Raw genomic sequence first — 18,142 nt, 5'->3', positions numbered from 1 at the left:
TCATCGCTCGCATCAAAGCGAAATCTCCGCGGTAACAACCGGGCGGTTACGACCGTGTTGGAGTCCAGCTCGATGCGGCCGTCGGCAAGGAAGCGTTCGAGCGCAGCGCGGCGGCCCAGCGCGTAGCGGATCGCCTCGGCAAGCTTCGACTTGCCCGATAGCCTGGGCAGTTCCTTTTCCCACCGGGCAAAGAGCGCGGCGACAACCGATGCCGATTTGTCCTGGCGGGCTTCCATCCTGGCTGCGGCATCCTTGCCGCGGACGGTTTCCTCAATCGCCCAGAGCGGAGCCATCTGCGCGACCGTCTGCGTGGCGATGACGGACGAGCCTGCTGACCGTGTTGTTCATCGATCTGGACAACTTCAAGCTGGTCAACGACACGCTCGGCCACAATGCCGGAGACGAGCTCCTGAAGACCGTCGCTGGCCGCATGGTCCGATGCGTCAGGCCAACCGATACCGTCGTGCGGCTCGGCGGTGACGAATTCGTCATCGTTCTGTCCGACCAACCGACGGATGTCGATAGCGCCTCCGAGACCGTGCGAAAGATCCAGGCCGTGCTCGCTGAGCCGATCGAGCTAGGAAAGCATCGGCTGCGGGCGACGGCCAGCATCGGTATCGCAAACTACCCAAAGGATGGGGCGAACCCGGACGCACTCTTGGCCAATGCCGATGCGGCTATGTATAGCGCGAAGGAGTTCGGCCGCGACAATTTCCAATTCTTCGAACCGGACTTCAACACCAAGGCACATGAAAAATTCGTGCTCAAGGAGGAGTTGCGAAACGCATTGGCCCGCTCGGAATTCACCTTGCTCTATCAGCCGCAAATCGACCTTCGCACCGGGCACGTCTTTGCGGTCGAGGCGTTGCTGCGGTGGCGGCATCCGACGCGAGGCACCGTGTCACCGGCCGTCTTCATTCCGACGGCCGAGGAGACGGGCCTGATCGTGCCGATCGGCGACTGGGTCCTGCATGAAGCGTGCCGACAGAACAAGGCCTGGCAAGACGCCGGCCTGCCGCAGATAGCTGTCTGCGTGAACGTATCCGCGCGGCAATTCCGGGAAAGGAATCTGGTCGGTCGCGTCGTCAACGCGCTGAAGGACAGCGGCCTGGAGGCCCGCTATCTTGAGCTGGAGGTTACCGAAAGCCTTATCAGGCAGGATGTGGACCTCGCAGTCGCCACGATGAACGAACTGCAAGACCAGGGCGTTCAGATCTCGATCGATGATTTCGGAACGGGCTATTCGAGCCTCAGCGCGCTCAAGACCTTTCCGGTGGCGCGGCTAAAGATCGACAAGTCTTTCATCAATGACGTCGTCGACGATGAGAACGATCAGGCTGTCGCCGGCGCCGTGATTTCATTGGGACAAAAGCTAAACATGAGGGTCATTGCAGAGGGCGTCGAAACGGACGACCAGGTGACCTTCCTGCGCAAGAACAATTGCGATGAGATGCAAGGCTATCATTTCAGCAAACCGATCTCCGCGCCGGAGATCGAGAAAATGCTGGGCGCGCCCGGCAGTAGCGGACCTTTGCGATAAATAGAAACTATGTTCTCAGGTCGCACCTGACGGCCACCCGCTCGCGTCACGACTTCAAAATAGTGCCGGAAAGGACGTCGTTGGCAGGCCCGTTCTGATGGGAAAGGCCGTGGTGCATGTTGGCCGAAAACAGGCCAGCGGGAGTTCGCGCAGGTGTCGGCAATGGGTTATTCGCCGCCAACCAGGGCTGGAATGGCCAAAGCCGCATTCGCCTCGTCAAGGATGGAGAAACTGTATCGGCCATATGCGTCGAGATTGACTGAGTAGCTCAGGCGGTCGCGTATGCGGTTGTCCTGGTCGAAGGTGACGATCCGCGGCTTCAGCGAGGTGATTTGCGCTTCGTCCAGATAGATCGAGTTGCAGACAATGATCTGGTCGTCTGGCTGGCAGGTGCGAGCCGCCGCCCCGTTAACGATGCAGCAGCATCGTGAGCCGCGTTCGCCGAGAATGACATAGGTCGAAATCCGCGCACCGGAATTCTTGTTCCATATCTCCACAAATTCCATCGGCAGGATCCCGGCCGCTTCGCAGTGGTCAGGGTCCAGCGTTATCGAACCATGGTAATTGAGGTTCGCTTCGGTGACGTGAATGCCGTGCAGCTTGCCGGCGACTATCTTTCGCATTGGGCTGTTGTCCTATCAATCATTCATGACAAGTCCCAGCGCGACCGGTCGCCCCGCTAAATTCCGACCACTAGAGCGCCGCCGCTGAGACCCGCACCCGCTGCCGCCAGAAGAATTTTCTCGCCCGGCCGAAATGGCTCCGTCTGATTGGCCAGCGACAGGGAGAGTGGTATCGTCGCGGCGGAAGAGTTGCCGTAGTCGGCGATCGTCTTGACGATTGCTCGATCCGCTATTCCGAGGTTTCTCCCGACCGCGTCGAAAATGCGGGCATTGGCCTGATGCGGCACGAACCGGCCGATGTCCTGCGGCGGCATCTGGGCTGCGGCGAGCGCGTCCTTTGAACATACAGTCATCATGTCCACGGCCTTTGCGAACACTTCGCGGCCGTCGGTGATCGTCATGCGCGTTTGCGCCAGGTCGAGGTCGCTATGAAACGGCGTGTTGCTTCCTCCAGCGGGTATCTGGATCAGCCCGTAGCGCGAGCCGTCGGAATCCACCGATGCGCCGAGAATGCCCCGATGCGGGTCCTCGCACGGACCAATTACCAACGCGCCGGCGGCATCACCGAGAATGCCCCGATGCGGGTCCTCGCACGGACCAATTACCAACGCGCCGGCGGCATCAGCAAACAGCACGGCGCTGGCGCGCTCGGCCGGATTGATGCGACGGCTGAGGATATTGGCGGCAATAACAAGGCTCGCTTTGCCGTGCAGGCGGGTGAATCCGTCCGCGAACATCAACGCATAGATGAAGCCCGCGCAGGCGCCGGTCAGATCGACCGCGCCCGCCCGCCCGAGCCCGAGCCGATGTGCGACCAGCGGCGCGCTTGGCGGCAGAAGATGGTCGGGCGTCGAAGTGGCGAGCAACAGCAGCCCGATATCGCCGCGGTCGATGCCGGCGTTCGCCAGCGCCATGTCGCCGGCCTGCGTGGCAAGACCAGACAGCGTCTCTTCGTCCGTTGCCCAGAAGCGTGACCGTATCCCGGTGCGCCGCTCGATCCAGCCGGGCTCGAGCCCGAGACGATCTTCGATTTCCGGGTTCTCCACTTTGCGCGACGGCGCATGATGACCAAACCCGAGAATGCGCGACGATGCGCTCATGGTTTCGCGCCGAAGCGTTCGCCGGCCTCCTCGATGGCGTCATAGAGGCGTTCGAGCTCGTCGCCTGTGATGCAATATGGCGGGAGAAGATAGAGGACATTGCCGAGCGGGCGCACAAGCAGCCCCTGGTCGAGGAAGAAAGTCCGCAGCTTCGGGCCGATCTCGGCCAGATAGCCTGCGGAACCGGCTCGGAGGTCGAGCGCTGCGATCGTTCCCGTGGCGCGGCAGTCGGTAAAATATGGATTGTCCCGAAAGCGTTGCAGCCTGGCGGCCTGCATCACGCTCAGGGCCGCGATCCTCTCGGCCACCGGCTCGTCACGCCAGATCTCGACATTGGCGAGTGCTGCCGCGCAGGCAATCGGATTGGCGGTGTAGGAACTCGAGTGGAAGAAGGTCTTCTTCCGGTCCTCGGAATAATGGGCCTGGAAGATGGCATCGGTGGCGAGCGTCGCCGCCAGCGGGATAACGCCGCCGGTCAGGCCCTTTGAGGTGCACAGGATATCCGGTGAAATCGAGGCCTGCTCGCACGCGAACATGGTTCCGGTGCGGCCCCAGCCGGTCATCACCTCGTCAGCGATCAGCAGCGTGCCGGAGGCCTCAGTGATCTTCCTCAATTCGGCCAGAACCCAGGCCGGATACATCAGCATGCCGCCGGCGCCGAGCACCAGCGGCTCGACGATCAGCGCGGCGGCGTGCCGGTCGCGGGACACCGCCTCGAACCGATCGAGCGTCTCCTGCTCGCGCCCGGCAGCCGGGAAGGGAATGGTGTCGACCTCGAACAGCAACGGCTCGTAGGCGGCGTTGAACACACCGCGGGCGCCGACGCTCATCGTGCCGATGGTGTCGCCATGATAGCTGTGCTCCATGACGACGAGGCGCGAGCGCGGCGCGCCGATGTTGCGGAAATAGCCGAGGGCCATCTTCAGCGCGACTTCGACGGAGGTCGAGCCGCTGTCGGAATAGAACACCCGGTCGAGTCCGGAGGGAGCGAGGCCGACAAGCGCCTTGGCCAGGCGTTCGGCCGGCTCGTGGGTGAAGCTGGCGAAGATGATCTGGTCGAGGCTCGACGCGGTCGTCTCGATAGCCTTCATGATGCGGGGATGGCGGTGTCCATGCGTGACGACCCACCAGGAGGAAATGGCGTCCAGGATGCGCGCGCCGTCGGCCTTGTGGAGATAGGCGCCTTCAGTCAGGACGATTTCAGGGATCGCCTTTTCGAGCGCATGCTGGGTGAACGGATGCCAGACCTGAGACTGCGACATCATTCGCCTCCGGCAATCGAGGCAAGATCAAAGCCGGCAACCATCGCTTCCCTCAGCGTTTCGTTCGTCAGCGGATCGAGCAGCGGCAGCCTGCCGAGTTGTGGCACGCCGCTGAATTCCACGATTGTCCTTTGCGTATCGGCCACCTCTTCGCCAATGAAGGCGATGCCGATGAGCGGAATTGAGCGGGCTCGCAGGGCCTCGATCGACAGCAGAGTGTGGTTGATCGTGCCGAGCGCTGTGCGGGCGCATAGAATGACCGGCAGCCGCCATTGCGCGAATATGTCGATGAACTTTGTCTGCCGGTTGAGCGGCACCATCAGTCCGCCGGCGCCTTCGATGACGAGCGGACCCGGCAAGGCCGGAAGCGAGAGCTCTGCGACGTCTATCGCGACGCCGTCGAGTTCGGCTGAACGATGCGGCGACAGCGGCTCCTTCAGGCGATACACTTCGGGCAGCACGCGCCCCGGCGGCAGGCCGGCGAGCCGTTCCACAACCTCGCTGTCGGTTTCGCCGTCGAGGCCCGATTGCACCGGCTTCCAGTAGAAACCGTCGAGCAGGCCGGCGAGTCCTGCCGAAAACACCGTCTTGCCAATGCCGGTATCCGTTCCGGTGATGACGATGCGCTTGGTCATGCCGAGGCCAACACCTCGACGAGCGCCTCGACCATGGCCGAAATGTCGGCTTCGTCGACGCTGAGCGTCAGCGAAATGCGCAGCCGCGACGTGCCCTCGGGCACAGTCGGCGGACGAATGCCGCGGATGTCGAAGCCGCGTGCCTGCAGTGCCGCCGCCACCGCCATCGTGCGCCTGTTGTCCCCAATGACAAAGGGCTGGATCTGCGACCCGCTGGGTTTCACGCCGCAGCGGTCGGCCAGTTGGCGGCCCGCCGAGGCAACGCGTTCCTGCAACTGAATACGGCGCACAGGCTCATCCGACAGCATGGCGAGCGCTTCGCGCACCGCGACTGCCATCAGCGGCGATGGCGCGGTGGCGTAGATGAATGGCCGGCACCGGTTGACGAGATAGTCGCACAGCGTTCGTGGAGCGGTGACAAGCGCTCCGGAGGCGCCAAGCGCCTTGCCGCAGGTATGCAGCGCAACGATGTTGTCGCGGCCCTCGAAAGCAGCGGCAAAGCCGCGGCCGTCCGGTCCCCAGACGCCGGTGGCATGCGCCTCATCGACGACGAGGAATGCCTCGTGCCGATCGGCAAGCGCGACGAAGCTCTCCAGCGGCGCGCAGTCGCCATCCATGCTGTAAAGGCTTTCGACCGCTATCCAGACGCGTCCTACGCCGCCTTCGGCGCGCCAGCGCGTGATCGCATCCTCGACCGCGTTGGCGTCGTTGTGCGCGGCCAGCACGAACTGGGCACGCCCGGCCTGCGCGCCCTCATGCATGCTGGCGTGGGCCAGTTCGTCGAGGACCAAAAGGTCGCCCTTTTGCGGCAGCGCGGTCAGCAGAGCGAAGTTGGCGAGGTAACCGCTGCCGAAGAACAGTGCGCGGTCGGCTCCGAAGAACGTCGCTGCGTCTGCCTCCAGTTCCTCATGCTCCGGCGCATTGCCGCGCAGCAGCCGCGATCCGGTGGCGCCTACCGGCGTGCCCCGCGCGATGGCCGCCGCAACCGCTTCGCCAAGTCTTTTGGAGGAGGCAAGCCCGAGATAGTCGTTCGACGAGAAGTCGAGGCCGGCGCGCGGCGAAAGCGTCCGCAGCCGGTCCTTGCGCGCCAGCCCCTGCAAGGTCGCGTCATAGCGGGCGAGGGGTGCCCCGCTCACTGCGCCTCGAGTTCCATCGGCTCGATCCCGAGACGCCTGAGCAGCAGGCTATCCTTGTCCTCGCCGGGATTGTCCGCCGTCAGCAGCGTGTCTCCGACGAAGATCGAATTGGCGCCGGCAAAGAAACATAGCGCCTGCATCTCGTCAGTCATGGCAGTGCGGCCGGCGGAAAGTCGGACATGCGATTTCGGCATCATGATGCGTGCCAGCGCGATCACGCGCACGAATTCGATCGGCTCGATCGGTCTGGCGTCGGCAAGCGGAGTGCCGGCGATCGGGATCAGCATGTTGATTGGAACGCTTTCCGGATGCTCCGGCAGATTGGCCAGCGTCACCAGCATGTCGATCCGGTCGGCCGTTTCTTCGCCCATGCCGACAATGCCGCCGCAGCAGACCTTGATACCGCTGTCGCGGACATTGGCCAGTGTGTCCAGCCGGTTGGCAAAGGTGCGGGTCGAGATGATCTCGCTGTAGTAGCGCTCGGAAGTGTCGATGTTGTGGTTGTAGTAGTCGAGGCCAGCCTCTTTCAGCCGCTGCGCCTGGCCGAGGTCGAGCATGCCGAGCGTCATGCAGGTTTCCATACCGAGCGCCTTGACGCCTTCGACCATCGCCACCGCCGCATCCATGTCGCGCGCCTTGGGGTTTCGCCAGGCAGCGCCCATGCAATAGCGGGTGGCGCCGGCGTCACGCGCCTTGGTCGCTTCGGCGATGACGCGCCGGACCTCCATCAGCTTCGACGCCTTCAGGCCCGTGTCGTGATGCGCCGACTGGCTGCAATAGCCGCAATCCTCCGGACATCCGCCTGTCTTGATGCTGAGAAGCCGGCTGAGCTGGACCTTGTTGGGGTCGAAATTCTGGCGGTGGACGATTTGGGCATGAAACAAAAGGTCGTTGAAAGGCGCGTCGTGGAGAGCCTGGGCTTCTTCCAATGTCCACATCCGGTGGTGGTCGAAGGATTGAGCTTCAGGAATGGTCTTTTCCGAAATTGCTGCGCGCATTTCCATCCTGTTCCTTGCGTTGTGGCGACACGGGTGCCTTTGAATGGCGGACCATGGTCGAGAGAAGCTGGGTAGGGTAGATGGTCAGCCTCGACGATCAAGGCTCACGGTAGTCGAGGCCGATATCGAGGATCGGCGCGCTGTGAGTCAACCAGCCGATGGAAATCAGATCGATACCGGTTGCGGCAACGGCTGGCGCAATCGCGGCAGTGATTCTGCCAGAAGCCTCTGTGACCGACCGGCCCGCAACCAATGCTACAGCCTGGTGCAACTCGTCGATCGACATATTGTCGAGCAGAACGGCGTCGGGGGCGAAGAGCAGGACATCTTCCAACTGGGCCAGCGTATCGACCTCGACTTCGATCTTGACGAGATGGCCGACGCTCACTCGCGCCCGCTCGATCGCCGCGCGAATGCTGCCGGCGATGGCAATGTGGTTATCCTTGATCAGGATGGCGTTGTCGAGACCAAAACGGTGATTGGAGCCGCCACCGGCGCGCACGGCGTATTTTTCGACCGCCCGCAAGCCGGGTGTCGTCTTGCGCGTGCACACGATCTTTGCTTTGTGCTCGCGGATCGCATTGACGACCGATGCCGTCGCCGTGGCGATGCCGCTCAGATGGCAGAGAAAATTGAGTGCTGTTCGTTCCGCGGTGAGAATGGCCCGTGCCGGACCGCTGACCGATGCGATGGTCTCACCCTGCGCAACGTCGCTGCCATCCGCTCGTTCCACTGTCATCTCGACATTTTGGTCGATCAGCTTGAAAGCGAGCATCGCCAGATCGAGCCCGGCGATAGTTCCGGCCTGGCGCGCAGTCAGCACGGTTGTCGCATGATAGTCCTTCGGTACGACGGCGTCCGAGGTCAGGTCGCCGGCCCTGCCAAGGTCCTCGAGGAGCGCTGCCTGCACCAGGGGCTCGAGCATGATTGTTGGAAGTGGCGAGAGGTCAATCATGTGACGCCTTCCAGCACTGGTGCGAGTTCCCGCGCTGCCGCCAGGGCGGCTTCGAGGGTGATTTCGGAGCGCCGGGCAACGGCCGCGTGATGAGGAAAGTCCGTCCGGTAGTGGGCGCCGCGGCTTTCGCGACGCCGCAAGGCGGCAATCGCGATCATCAGCCCAACGGCCGCCGGGTCGGATGCCGCGTCCTTGCGCTCGGCCGGTGGCAACAAGGCGCGTGCGGCTGCTTTCAATGCCTCACCGTCCCGCAAGACGCCGAGCGCGCGCGATAGAAGAGGGCGCACGGTTGTCGGGTCGGGCGAAGGGCGGTCGCTTGCAATCGCCGGCTTTGTTCGGTGGGCAGGGGTTCCCGCGATGCTCTCGGCGACCCAACGCGCGCAGACGACGGCCTCGGTCAAGGAATTGCTGGCAAGCCGGTTGGCGCCGTGCAGCCCGGTCGAGGCGACTTCGCCGCAGGCCCAGAGACCCGTGACGGAGGTGCGACCGGAGCCGTCCACGGCGACGCCACCCATATGATAGTGCTGCGCCGGCCGGATCGGCATGAGATCACGCACCGGATCGATGCCGGCCTTCTTGCAGGCTGACGCGATTGTCGGGAATTGCCGCGCGAATTCCGGGCCGGGCCTTTCGCGGACGTTGAGGAAGACGCGATGGCCGTCCGCGAGATGCTTCCAGACAGCGCGCGCGACGATGTCGCGCGGCGCGAGTTCCGCCCCTCGCACGCCGTCGAGGAAACGTCGGCCCGTCTCGTCGACGATCACCGCACCTTCGCCGCGAACCGCCTCGCTGATGAGCGGCATCGGACGGCCCGGCCCGTCAAGCGCGGTCGGGTGGAACTGGATGAACTCCAGGTCGGCAAGGACGGCTCCCGCATGCGCTGCGAGCGCCAGGCCCTGTCCGCAGCTGCCCAACGGGTTGGTCGAGTCATGGAACAGGCCGCCGATCCCGCCGGTGGCGAGAACGACCCGTGCCGTCGCGAGGAACGCCGGACCTGTGGGGCCGCTCGCCAGAACACCGGCGATTCTACCGTCCTCCATGGCCAGGCGACGCGCCTCGAAGCCCTCGATGACCGCTATTGTCGGCGTGGAGCCAACGGCGGCGATAAGGGCGCGCATGACCTCCCGGCCGCTGCCGTCACCCCGGGCATGAACGATGCGCCGGCGCGTGTGCGCGGCTTCCAGCCCGAGACGAAGAGCGCCCGCCGGCGTCCGATCAAAACGAACCCCAAAGCGTGCCAGATATTCGATCGCGGCGGGCGCGGCGTACACGATGCGCCTTGCCGCTTGCGCATCGCAAAGACCATCACCTGCGGCGAGCGTGTCGGAAAGGTGGAGCGCCGGATCGTCATCATCACCAAGGCTGGCGGCAAGCCCCCCCTGCGCCCACATGCTGGACGCGTCCGCGCCAAGCGGCGATCTCGAAAGCAGAAGCACCGGCTCGGGCGCCAGCTGCAGCGCCGTCATCAGCCCGGCTATGCCGGCGCCGATGATGACCGGCCGGCCGCCGAGGTCGCGGACGTCCATGCTCATACTGCCAGCATCCGCTCGACGGCCAGCCGAGCGCGCCCGGCGATTGCGGGTGGGACGGTCACGACATGGCGGTTCTGCTCCAGCGCCGCACGGATGTTGGCGAGCGTTATCCGCTTCATATGCGGGCACAGATTGCAGGGCCGAATGAACTCGACCTCGGGATGCTCGACCGAGACGTTGTCGCTCATCGAGCACTCGGTCATCAGCACGACGCGGGGCGGTTTTTGCCTTCCGACATAATCCGACATGGCGGCAGTCGAACCGGAGAAGTCAGCTTCGGCGACCACTTCCGGCGGGCATTCCGGATGCGCCAGCACCGTCACACCCGGATGGTCCTCGCGCAACTGGCGGATGTCGGCAGGCGTGAAGCGCTCATGCACCTCGCAATGCCCTTTCCAGGCGATGATCTCCACGTCGGTCTGGGTGGCGATGTTCTGGGCCAGGTACTCATCCGGCAGCATGATCACCCGGGGAACCCCCAGCGACTCCACCACGGCCTTGGCATTGCCGGAGGTACAGCAGATGTCGGACTCAGCCTTCACGGCGGCGGAAGTGTTGACGTAGGTGACAATTGGTACGCCTGGGTAGCGCTGCCGCATGAGACGGACATCTTCGGCGGTAATAGAATCGGCGAGCGAGCAGCCGGCTGCCGTGTCCGGAATGAGCACCGTTTTTTGCGGATTGAGCAGCTTCGCTGTCTCGGCCATGAAATGCACGCCGGCCAGCACGATGACGTCCGCTTCGGTCGACATCGCCTTGCGGGCCAGCGCCAGGCTGTCGCCGACGATGTCGGCGACGCAGTGGAAGATCTCCGGCGTCTGATAGTTATGCGCCAGGATGACGGCATTTCGCTGCTGCTTCAGATCGAGAACGGCCTCGATATCATCGGTGAAGGCTGGCCACTCGATCGGTGGAATGACCCGCCGCACGCGGTCGTAGAGCGCGGCTGTGCGCGTGGAGGCGTTGAGCATGCCTTGCCCTCATTATGCTCTTGTTGAGTATAATCAGGACATATGCTTAACTTGAGCATATTAAATGTCAAGCGCGTGAAAGTGGCAATTTCGTCCCTGCGACAGTTCGTTCCGCCAGAACCGTCTGGCGGAAGCGGAAGCGTTTGGCCGGAGGCCCTCGTGTTTCCGACACCGTCTCGCCCGTTTCCTCGACCAGATCCTGCTGTTCGATGAGACGCCGGAAGTTCTGCTTGTGCACGAGCCTGCCGGCGAGCGCTTCAACCGTGCGCTGCAACTGCAGCAGTGTGAATGCCGGCGGCATCAGTTCGAACACCACGGGGCGGTATTTGATCTTGGTCCGCAGCCTGGCGATACCGGTCGCCAGAATGCGGCGGTGGTCGGCAATCATTGGCCGACCGGGCACAGACGGACTGCCGCCGTCCCTGCCGCGCGTGGCCTCCGCCACCAGCGTGGCCTCATAGAGCAACTCGTATCGCTGCAGCACGAGTTCCTCGTTCCAGTCACGATCATCCAGGTCGAAGGCGTATGCCACGCGCTGCCGGCGATCGCGGCGCACGCCAAGATCCTCGGCTTCGTCCGCCCAAGCGGAAAGTCGGGGCACAAGGATGTCACGCAAGATAGACGGCACGCCCGCGCGGTGATCTTCCCACGGAAAATAGTCGTACCAGCCTCGCCAGCTATGCGCTGCGGACCTATCGGCCTGCTCTTCTCGCGTCAGGCCGAGATAGCTGATCGAGATCACGCGCTCGTCACCAGTTCGGTCGCGGTCGGCAAAGGTGTAGAGCTGTTCGATGTAGCCCAGCGGATGACCGGTCTGCCGCTCCACCCACGCCCTCAGCCCCGACTGCAGGGAACGATGGCCGAGCTCAAAAGGACCGGACGGCAACGCTTGAGCCTCTCCGATGGTGAGGACGCGTGGCTCACCATCGGTCACCGCAATGACAACGGCGATCAGGTCCGCGCTGACGGCATGGCTCTGATTGTTCCTTTGAGCCTGACTTGTCGGCTGGATTGTCTTGTCTTGCATGGGGCGTGATGCGATTCCGATGTGAAGGCGCTCAAATGGGCAAGCCGACGAAAGGTGAACTGCCGCACGTCGCCCGTCAACGTTCATCAATGAACGATGTGTGGGACCTCGATCCACCCCTTTCGCATGGACTTTTTCTGTTCGCGGACCTAACCATCCGACGCATGCAATGGCTCGAATTTGCCGGGACCCAGCCAGGAAATGGACATGACTGACTTCTTCATTAGCCACACTGGCGTGGACAAAAAATAGGCGCGCAGCCCAGATACCATCATCACGACCGCATCATGCCGATCGCCATGATGCTGCTGTTCGTCCACGTCTTCGGCGGCGCGATCGACACGGGTTCGGATTCTTACGTGAATTACCAGTTGCCCGGCATTCTGCTCATCACGGTTGCTTCGGGCACCGCCTACACCGCATTCCGGCTCTTCGTTGACATGAAGAGCGGTATCTTCGAGCGGTTCCAGTCCATGCCGATCGCTCGGTCGTCGGTGCTGTGGGCGCATGTACTGACCTCGCTGACCGCCAGTCTAATCTCGCTCGCGGTGGTCGTGCTGATCGCCCTGCTCATGGGCTTCCGCTCGGGAGCGGGCGTGACGGCCTGGCTCTCGGTCGCCGTGGCTCCCGACCCAGGATCGCACGTAGTGTCAGTGGGTTGCCGAGCAGGCCGTGGTGATCGTAGTGATCGAACATCGCCCTCAAGCCCTGGGGAACATCGCCGAGCACATCGGGATCGCGACGCTCCCTGATTTTGCGACCCAGCACATCGCTCATCAGGGCAGCGACATCGAGGCGGTTAAGTTGCCCGGGTGCGCAGAGTTCGAACGTGCCAAAAAGCAGCCGCTCTTCAGTCAGGGCTATTGCCGCGACCTCGGCGACATCGCGATAGTCGACCAGTGAGAAGCGGGTCTCGGACGACCAAGGCTCCGCAAGCACGCCCTCCTTCACGACTTTCGGCCAGAATGCAGCGTAGTTCTGAAAGTAGCGCGCCGGATGGGGGAACGTATATTCCAGGCCAGAGGTAAGAACGGCCTCCTCGACCGGCACTTTGGCGACATGATTGACGAGGTCCGAGAGCACCGGATGGATCACGGCTGAGAACGCGAACCGCCGCACGCCGGCGTCGATGGCAGCCTCCACGACATTTTTTCCCACATCAGCTTCGCCGGGAATGAAGGCCGGGGCGATATAGAAGACGGCGCCCATATCCTTTAGCGCTGCGTCCAAGGCTGCTCGATCGCGGAGGTCGCCGATGGTGACTTGCGCCATGGCCGCGTACCAGTTCGGACTGCTCAGGCTTGCGGATGAAGGCGCGGACGCGCGCACCTCGCGCGGCGAGGGCGGGAATTACACTGCCCGCAAAATTTCCCGCAGCGCCGAAGGCGAGAATCATCATGATCATGTCCTTCGAGTTGGTGACGATTACGAATCTGCTCGGCCACCAGCGACCCTTAACTGAATCTGGTTCCCGCGATCGGGGTGTCACCTCCCCGCCAGCATATCTTTCGACCAATGCTTCGACAGGCTGCTCAGGCTGAGTTGGCGCAAAAAGCGCGTCGCGTTTGGACGGTTCGTGTTTTGTCGTCGCAAAGCCGCTCGTGCCCTTAGGCAAACCCCCCTCAGGTCTTTTTTGCTGACTTGCGTTGACGTCCGAAATCTTCTCGATTGAATAGAACCAAGCTGACGGAGAGAAAAATGCGGCAGGCGCTGATCGTATGGGGCGGCTGGGAAGGGCACGAACCCGAGGCCGGGGCGCATGCCGTCAAGGCTATGCTTGAGGAGGAAGGTTTTGCCGTGCGGGTGGAGAACACGACCGCGGCGTTCGCATATCCGGCGGTCGCCGAGCTCAGCCTGATCGTGCCGATCTTCACCATGTCCAAGATCGCCAAGGCCGAAGAGGCCAATCTCACCAAAGCGGTCGAAAACGGCGTCGGCCTGGGCGGCTTCCATGGCGGCATGGGCGACGCGTTTCGCGAATCGACGGACTACCAGTTCATGTGCGGCGGGCAATGGGTCGCCCATCCCGGCAACATCATCGACTATCGGGTGAATATCCTGCGGCGCGACGACCCGATCATGAATGGCATCGACGACTTCGCCTACCGCTCCGAGCAATATTACATGCATGTCGACCCCTCGAACGAGGTGCTGGCCACCACCACCTTCTCGGGCGAATACGCGCCGTGGATCGACGGCGTCGTCATGCCGGTGGTGTGGAAGCGCCGGCATGGCAAGGGACGCGTGTTTTATTCGTCGCTCGGCCACGTGGCCAAGGAATTCGAGGTGCCGCAGATGCGGACGATCCTGCGCCGCGGACTGGTATGGGCGGCGCGCTGAATCCGTTGCCAGCGGCTGCTTCCTCGGTCGGAAACCTCGACTTGTTGTCTCGCGGCTATTCATCGTATGAATAGACGATTTACATAAGACCTAACGTTTCATACAACAGACCGCAGCGGCTTTCGCCGGGAGAGGATTGCGTGGAAACCATCGTTCCTTCGGATGCAACCGGCTGGATGCCTTCGATCGACCAGGGCGGGGCAAGCGTGCACAACGCCGTCGTCAGCGTGCTGGGCAGCCGTATCCTAGGCGGCGACTATGCTCCCGGTGCTGCCCTGCCGCGCGAGGAGGAGCTCTGCGCCATGCTGGGCGTCAGCCGCACCTCGGTTCGGGAAGCGGTCAAGGTGCTGTCGGCGAAAGGCCTTGTCGAGGCCAGACGGCGCGCTGGCGTGCGCGTGCTGCCGCGCGACAGCTGGCGGCTGCTCGATCCGGTTGTGCTCGGCTGGCACCCGTCCATCCAGGATGATGAGGAGCTGGTTTCCGGCCTGCTTGAGGCGCGCCGCATCTTCGAGCCCGCGGCGGCCGAACTGGCGGCCAGACGCGCCAGCGCCGCCGACCTCGCCGAGATCGAGCGCGCCGTCGTCGGCATGCGCGAAAACATCCCGGGCGACCTCAACGCCGTCTGCCAGGCGGATCTTGCCTTCCACAAGGGCGTCATCGCCGCCAGCCATAACGTCGTGCTCAAGGGCCTGGTCGGCATGCTGGAGGCAGCGTTGCGCGCCACTTTCCTCGTCACCAACCCGTTGATGGAAGCGCAGTCGCGCGCGCTTTCCGCCCATGCCGCGGTGCTGGAGGCGATCCGCATCCGCGACACCGCCGGCGCCCGCGCCGCCATGAACAGGCTGCTCGACATCGCCGCCGACGATCTCCACGCCAAGGGCTGACGTTTCCGCCTTGACGCCATTTTTGATCGTATGATATTCGCATTTCATATGATCTAATTGCGTCTGGGAGGAGTTGCGCTTGAGGATCGTGGCCATCACCACGCGCGTCGTGAACGCGGATATGCGCAACTGGGTGTTCGTGCGCGTCGAGACTGATCAGCCGGGCCTTTACGGCTGGGGCGAAGCAACGCTGGAGTGGAAGACCCAGGCTGTCGTCGGCGCCGTCAACGACCTGGCGCCGCTTCTGATCGGTCGCGATCCGCGCGATATCGAACAGGCGGTGCGCATCCTCAAGAAGCACTCGTTCTGGCGGCTCGGCGTCATCGGCATGTCGGCTGTTTCCGGCATCGAGCTGGCGCTCTGGGACATTTTTGGCAAATGGCTCGATCAGCCGGTCTGGCGGCTCACCGGCGGCAAGGTGCGCGACCGGGTCAAGGTCTATACCCATCTCGGCCTCGGCGACATGCGTGCCGTCTACGAGACGCTGGACGCCGAGCCACTGGTGCAGCGCGCCTCCGAGGTGGTGGCCAGGGGCTATCGCGCGCTGAAGGCCGTCTTCATTCCCTACAGCCACTATCATGCGCCGCTCATTGAGGTCGACAAGGTCGGCCGGCTCATGGAGGCGTTGCGCAAGGCGGTCGGCCCCGAGGTCGAGATCATGGTCGACTTCCACGGGCGTCCCGCCTCGGCTTCAACCGCGCTCGCCTATATCGACGCGCTGGCACCCTACCGGCCGATGTTCATCGAGGAGCCGCTGCCGCCTGGCGAAACCCGCGCCCTGGCGCAGCTCGCCGCCAAGTCGCGCGTGCCGATCGCCACCGGCGAGCGGCTGGTCGACCGGCCCGAATTCGACGATCTGTTCCGGGCAAGGGCAGTCGACATCGTGCAGCCGGACATCTGCCATTGCGGCGGCCTGCTCGAGGCCAAGAAGATCGCGGCGATGGCCGAGGCGGTCTCCGTCGGCGTCGCGCCGCACAATCCACTCGGCCCGATCGCCGGCGCGGCGGCGCTGCATTTCGCCGTCTCGACGCCCAACCATCTGATTCAGGAGGAGATGGTCGGCGCCGTGCCCTGGTATTTCGAGGTGGTGAGGGGGCCGATCCGCATGGTCGACGGCTGCTGGCAGGTGCCGGACGCGCCCGGGCTCGGCGTCGAGGTCGACGAGGCGGTCGCCGCCCGGCATCCGTACAAGCCTGAAGTCATGCACACCACCAACGCCGTGCTTGCCGACGGCACCATCGCGGACTGGTGACGATGGTCGGGCGTCTCAAGGACAAGGTCGTCATAGTCACCGGCGCCGGGCGCGGCATCGGCGAGGCGACGGCGCGTTCGATGGCGGCGGAAGGCGCCGCGATCGTCGTGGCGGAAAAGGATGCGGCGACTGGAAGAAACGTCGCCGCGTCGCTGGCCGAAAGCGGCGCGCGGTCGCTGTTCGTCGAGACAGACGTCGCCGACAGCAGGTCCTGCGAGGCGATGGCCGAACAGGCTCTCGGCGCCTTCGGCCGCATCGACGTCCTGGTCGCCAATGCCGGCATCAACGTGTTCCACGAGCCGCTGGAAACCACCGAAGAGGAATGGCGGCGCTGCTTTGCCGTCGATCTCGACGGTGTCTGGTATTCGGCGCGCGCGGTGCTGCCGGCGATGCGGGCTCAGAAGCAGGGCTCGGTCGTCGCCATCGCCTCCTGCCACTCCTTCGCAATCATCCCGTCGACCTTTCCCTATCCGGTCGCCAAGCACGGGCTGCTCGGCCTGGTGCGGTCGCTCGGCATCCAGTACGCGCCCGAAGGTATTCGCGTGAACGCCATTGCGCCCGGCTACATCGAGACGCAGATCGCGGTCGACTACTGGAACACATTTCCGGACCCGCAGGCGGAGCGCCAGCGCACCTATGATCTGCACCCGCCGCGCCGGATCGGCCGGCCGGAGGAGGTGGCGATGACCGCCGTCTTCCTCGGCTCCGACGAGGCGCCGTTCATCAACGCGGCCTGCATCGTCATCGATGGCGGGCGCTCGGTTCTCTACCACGAATGAGGTTTCGCGCCGGCGGCCGGTCGCCGGCAGATGTTTCAAGCAGGTCAGATCCCGCCGGCCGGGATCGATTGGGAGGAAGCCAATGAAAAGCATGATCAAGGTGTGCCTTGCGGTTGCGGCAACAGCCGTCGTCGCGTTGACGGTCCACGGCGCCGGCGCGCAGGACAAGATGAAGTTCGGCTACATCAACAAGATGGGCGACCATCCCTGGTTCGTCCGCGAGGTGAAGGGCGCCAAGGACAAGGCCGCCGAGCTCGGCGTCGATCTGCTGGTCCAGGACGTCCAGTTCGACGCCAACCTCGCCGTCACCACCTTCGACACCTATGTCGGCGACGGCGTGAAAGGTATCGCCGTGGTGGTGCCGGACCGCTCGCTCGGCCCGGTCGTCGCCGACAAGGCCAAGGCCGCCAAGATCGGCCTGATCGCGGTCGACGACGACATCGCCTTCGCCGACGGCACGCCGGTCGCCTATGTCGGCATGAACGCGCTCAACATCGGCAAGCAGGTCGGCGCCGAGATCGCTCGTATCGCCAAGGCCGAGGGCTGGGATAAGGACCTCTCGAAGGTGCGCGTCGGCTCGATCGAGGACCAGAAGGCCGACACCTGCATGCGCCGCAACAAGGGCGCGGAGGAAGCGCTGGTCGCGGCGATCCCGGAGATCAAGTCGCGCATCGTCTCGATCCCCTATGACAACACCATGGTCAACTCTATCGACGTGGTGTCGACGACGCTGACCGCCAATCCCGATGCCGAGAAGTGGATCTTCTACTCCTGCAATGACGACGGCGTGCTCGGCGGCGTGCGCGCCACGGAGAATGCCGGCATGAAGCCGGAGAACGTCATCGGCATCGGCATCGACGGCTCGCGTTCCTGCGAGGCCTTCGGCGCCGGCAAGCCCTCGGGCTTCCGCGGCACGATGTGGCTGGACAGCGCCAAGCATGGCGCGGCGGCGATTCAGGCGCTCTACGACCAGGCCACCGGCAAGGAAATGCAAAAGGACTATTTCCAGGACGCCACGCTGATCAGCGGCGAGAACTTCGCCAAGTTCAAGGACACGCTCGGTTGCAAGTCCTAGGCTTTCCTTCGGTATTGCGGCGGGCGGCTTCAA

The 18,142-nt window shown here is 63.8% G+C and carries 18 protein-coding genes and 2 pseudogenes; 8 read left to right on the top strand and 12 right to left on the bottom strand.

Translation table 11 applies throughout. The features are described 5' to 3' along the window. Window positions 1-332: pseudogene (locus tag AU465_RS22850) on the bottom strand (IS66 family transposase); the annotation flags it as partial. Window positions 333-337: 5 nt separating this feature from the next. On the opposite strand from AU465_RS22850, the gene AU465_RS22845 reads away from it, so the two are divergent. Beyond that, the gene (locus AU465_RS22845) at window positions 338-1,540 is read left to right on the top strand and encodes a putative bifunctional diguanylate cyclase/phosphodiesterase (protein WP_312891301.1); all 1,203 of its coding nucleotides are present in this window, start codon (window positions 338-340) and stop codon (window positions 1,538-1,540) included. A gap of 167 nt (window positions 1,541-1,707) precedes the next feature. On the opposite strand, the gene panD is transcribed toward AU465_RS22845, so the two are convergent. The 10 genes from panD to AU465_RS22795 all read right to left on the bottom strand — a co-directional run bounded on the left by panD (window position 1,708) and on the right by AU465_RS22795 (window position 11,779). Further along, the gene (panD, locus tag AU465_RS22840; RefSeq protein WP_192253358.1) at window positions 1,708-2,163 is read right to left on the bottom strand and encodes an aspartate 1-decarboxylase; all 456 of its coding nucleotides are present in this window, start codon (window positions 2,161-2,163) and stop codon (window positions 1,708-1,710) included. Between the two features lie 56 nt (window positions 2,164-2,219). Further along, entirely contained in the window at window positions 2,220-3,263 is a 1,044-nt protein-coding gene (bioZ, locus tag AU465_RS22835; RefSeq protein ID WP_192253355.1) for a 3-oxopimeloyl-[acyl-carrier-protein] synthase BioZ, read from the bottom strand. Further along, the gene (locus AU465_RS22830) at window positions 3,260-4,525 is read right to left on the bottom strand and encodes an adenosylmethionine--8-amino-7-oxononanoate transaminase (protein WP_192253352.1); all 1,266 of its coding nucleotides are present in this window, start codon (window positions 4,523-4,525) and stop codon (window positions 3,260-3,262) included. Before AU465_RS22830 ends, bioZ begins: the two co-directional genes overlap by 4 nt. After that, window positions 4,525-5,160 (bottom strand): dethiobiotin synthase, encoded by a 636-nt coding sequence (gene bioD, locus AU465_RS22825; RefSeq protein WP_192253349.1) that lies wholly within the window; start codon window positions 5,158-5,160, stop codon window positions 4,525-4,527. The genes AU465_RS22830 and bioD overlap by 1 nt, the downstream gene beginning before the upstream one ends. Then, window positions 5,157-6,296, bottom strand: a complete 1,140-nt coding sequence (locus AU465_RS22820) for an 8-amino-7-oxononanoate synthase (protein WP_192253346.1) — start codon at window positions 6,294-6,296, stop codon at window positions 5,157-5,159. Before AU465_RS22820 ends, bioD begins: the two co-directional genes overlap by 4 nt. Beyond that, complete coding sequence (gene bioB / locus AU465_RS22815; RefSeq protein WP_192253383.1) at window positions 6,293-7,234, bottom strand: biotin synthase BioB; 942 nt, start codon at window positions 7,232-7,234, stop codon at window positions 6,293-6,295. Before bioB ends, AU465_RS22820 begins: the two co-directional genes overlap by 4 nt. A 157-nt stretch (window positions 7,235-7,391) precedes the next feature. Next, a complete protein-coding gene (gene nadC, locus AU465_RS22810; protein ID WP_192253380.1) occupies window positions 7,392-8,246 on the bottom strand; it encodes a carboxylating nicotinate-nucleotide diphosphorylase in 855 nt (284 codons plus the stop codon). Next, on the bottom strand, window positions 8,246-9,781 hold the full coding sequence (locus tag AU465_RS22805; protein ID WP_192253343.1) for an L-aspartate oxidase: 1,536 nt from the start codon (window positions 9,779-9,781) through the stop codon (window positions 8,246-8,248). The genes nadC and AU465_RS22805 overlap by 1 nt, the downstream gene beginning before the upstream one ends. After that, window positions 9,778-10,752, bottom strand: a complete 975-nt coding sequence (gene nadA / locus AU465_RS22800) for a quinolinate synthase NadA (protein ID WP_192253340.1) — start codon at window positions 10,750-10,752, stop codon at window positions 9,778-9,780. The genes AU465_RS22805 and nadA overlap by 4 nt, the downstream gene beginning before the upstream one ends. A gap of 67 nt (window positions 10,753-10,819) precedes the next feature. Next, window positions 10,820-11,779 (bottom strand): NUDIX hydrolase, encoded by a 960-nt coding sequence (locus AU465_RS22795; protein WP_192253376.1) that lies wholly within the window; start codon window positions 11,777-11,779, stop codon window positions 10,820-10,822. Window positions 11,780-12,066: 287 nt separating this feature from the next. On the opposite strand from AU465_RS22795, the pseudogene AU465_RS37850 reads away from it, so the two are divergent. Beyond that, a pseudogene (locus tag AU465_RS37850) lies at window positions 12,067-12,330 on the top strand (hypothetical protein); the annotation flags it as partial. A gap of 19 nt (window positions 12,331-12,349) precedes the next feature. On the opposite strand, the gene AU465_RS22785 reads toward AU465_RS37850, so the two are convergent. After that, window positions 12,350-13,051, bottom strand: coding sequence for an NmrA family NAD(P)-binding protein (locus tag AU465_RS22785; protein WP_210325208.1), 702 nt, complete (start codon window positions 13,049-13,051; stop codon window positions 12,350-12,352). Between AU465_RS22785 and AU465_RS35970 the strand changes: the two genes are divergently transcribed. The 6 genes from AU465_RS35970 (at window position 13,050) to AU465_RS22760 (ending at window position 18,109) form a co-directional block, all read left to right on the top strand. Further along, on the top strand, window positions 13,050-13,241 hold the full coding sequence (locus AU465_RS35970; RefSeq protein ID WP_210325207.1) for a hypothetical protein: 192 nt from the start codon (window positions 13,050-13,052) through the stop codon (window positions 13,239-13,241). The genes AU465_RS22785 and AU465_RS35970 overlap by 2 nt on opposite strands. A 236-nt stretch (window positions 13,242-13,477) precedes the next feature. Further along, on the top strand, window positions 13,478-14,119 hold the full coding sequence (locus tag AU465_RS22780; RefSeq protein WP_192253338.1) for a ThuA domain-containing protein: 642 nt from the start codon (window positions 13,478-13,480) through the stop codon (window positions 14,117-14,119). 140 nt (window positions 14,120-14,259) lie between these two features. Further along, entirely contained in the window at window positions 14,260-15,003 is a 744-nt protein-coding gene (locus tag AU465_RS22775; RefSeq protein WP_192253335.1) for a FadR/GntR family transcriptional regulator, read from the top strand. An 88-nt stretch (window positions 15,004-15,091) separates the two neighbouring features. Then, the gene (gene dgoD / locus AU465_RS22770) at window positions 15,092-16,255 is read left to right on the top strand and encodes a galactonate dehydratase (protein ID WP_312891302.1); all 1,164 of its coding nucleotides are present in this window, start codon (window positions 15,092-15,094) and stop codon (window positions 16,253-16,255) included. Window positions 16,256-16,257: 2 nt separating this feature from the next. Then, window positions 16,258-17,034, top strand: coding sequence for an SDR family oxidoreductase (locus AU465_RS22765; protein WP_192253329.1), 777 nt, complete (start codon window positions 16,258-16,260; stop codon window positions 17,032-17,034). A gap of 82 nt (window positions 17,035-17,116) precedes the next feature. Beyond that, complete coding sequence (locus AU465_RS22760) at window positions 17,117-18,109, top strand: substrate-binding domain-containing protein (protein WP_246506327.1); 993 nt, start codon at window positions 17,117-17,119, stop codon at window positions 18,107-18,109. Window positions 18,110-18,142 lie beyond the last annotated feature (33 nt).

The organism is Mesorhizobium silamurunense (assembly GCF_014843905.1).
GTDB lineage: Bacteria > Pseudomonadota > Alphaproteobacteria > Rhizobiales > Rhizobiaceae > Mesorhizobium > Mesorhizobium silamurunense.
Note: the sequence above shows the minus strand (reverse complement) of the source record. Positions and strands in the feature narration are given on the sequence as shown.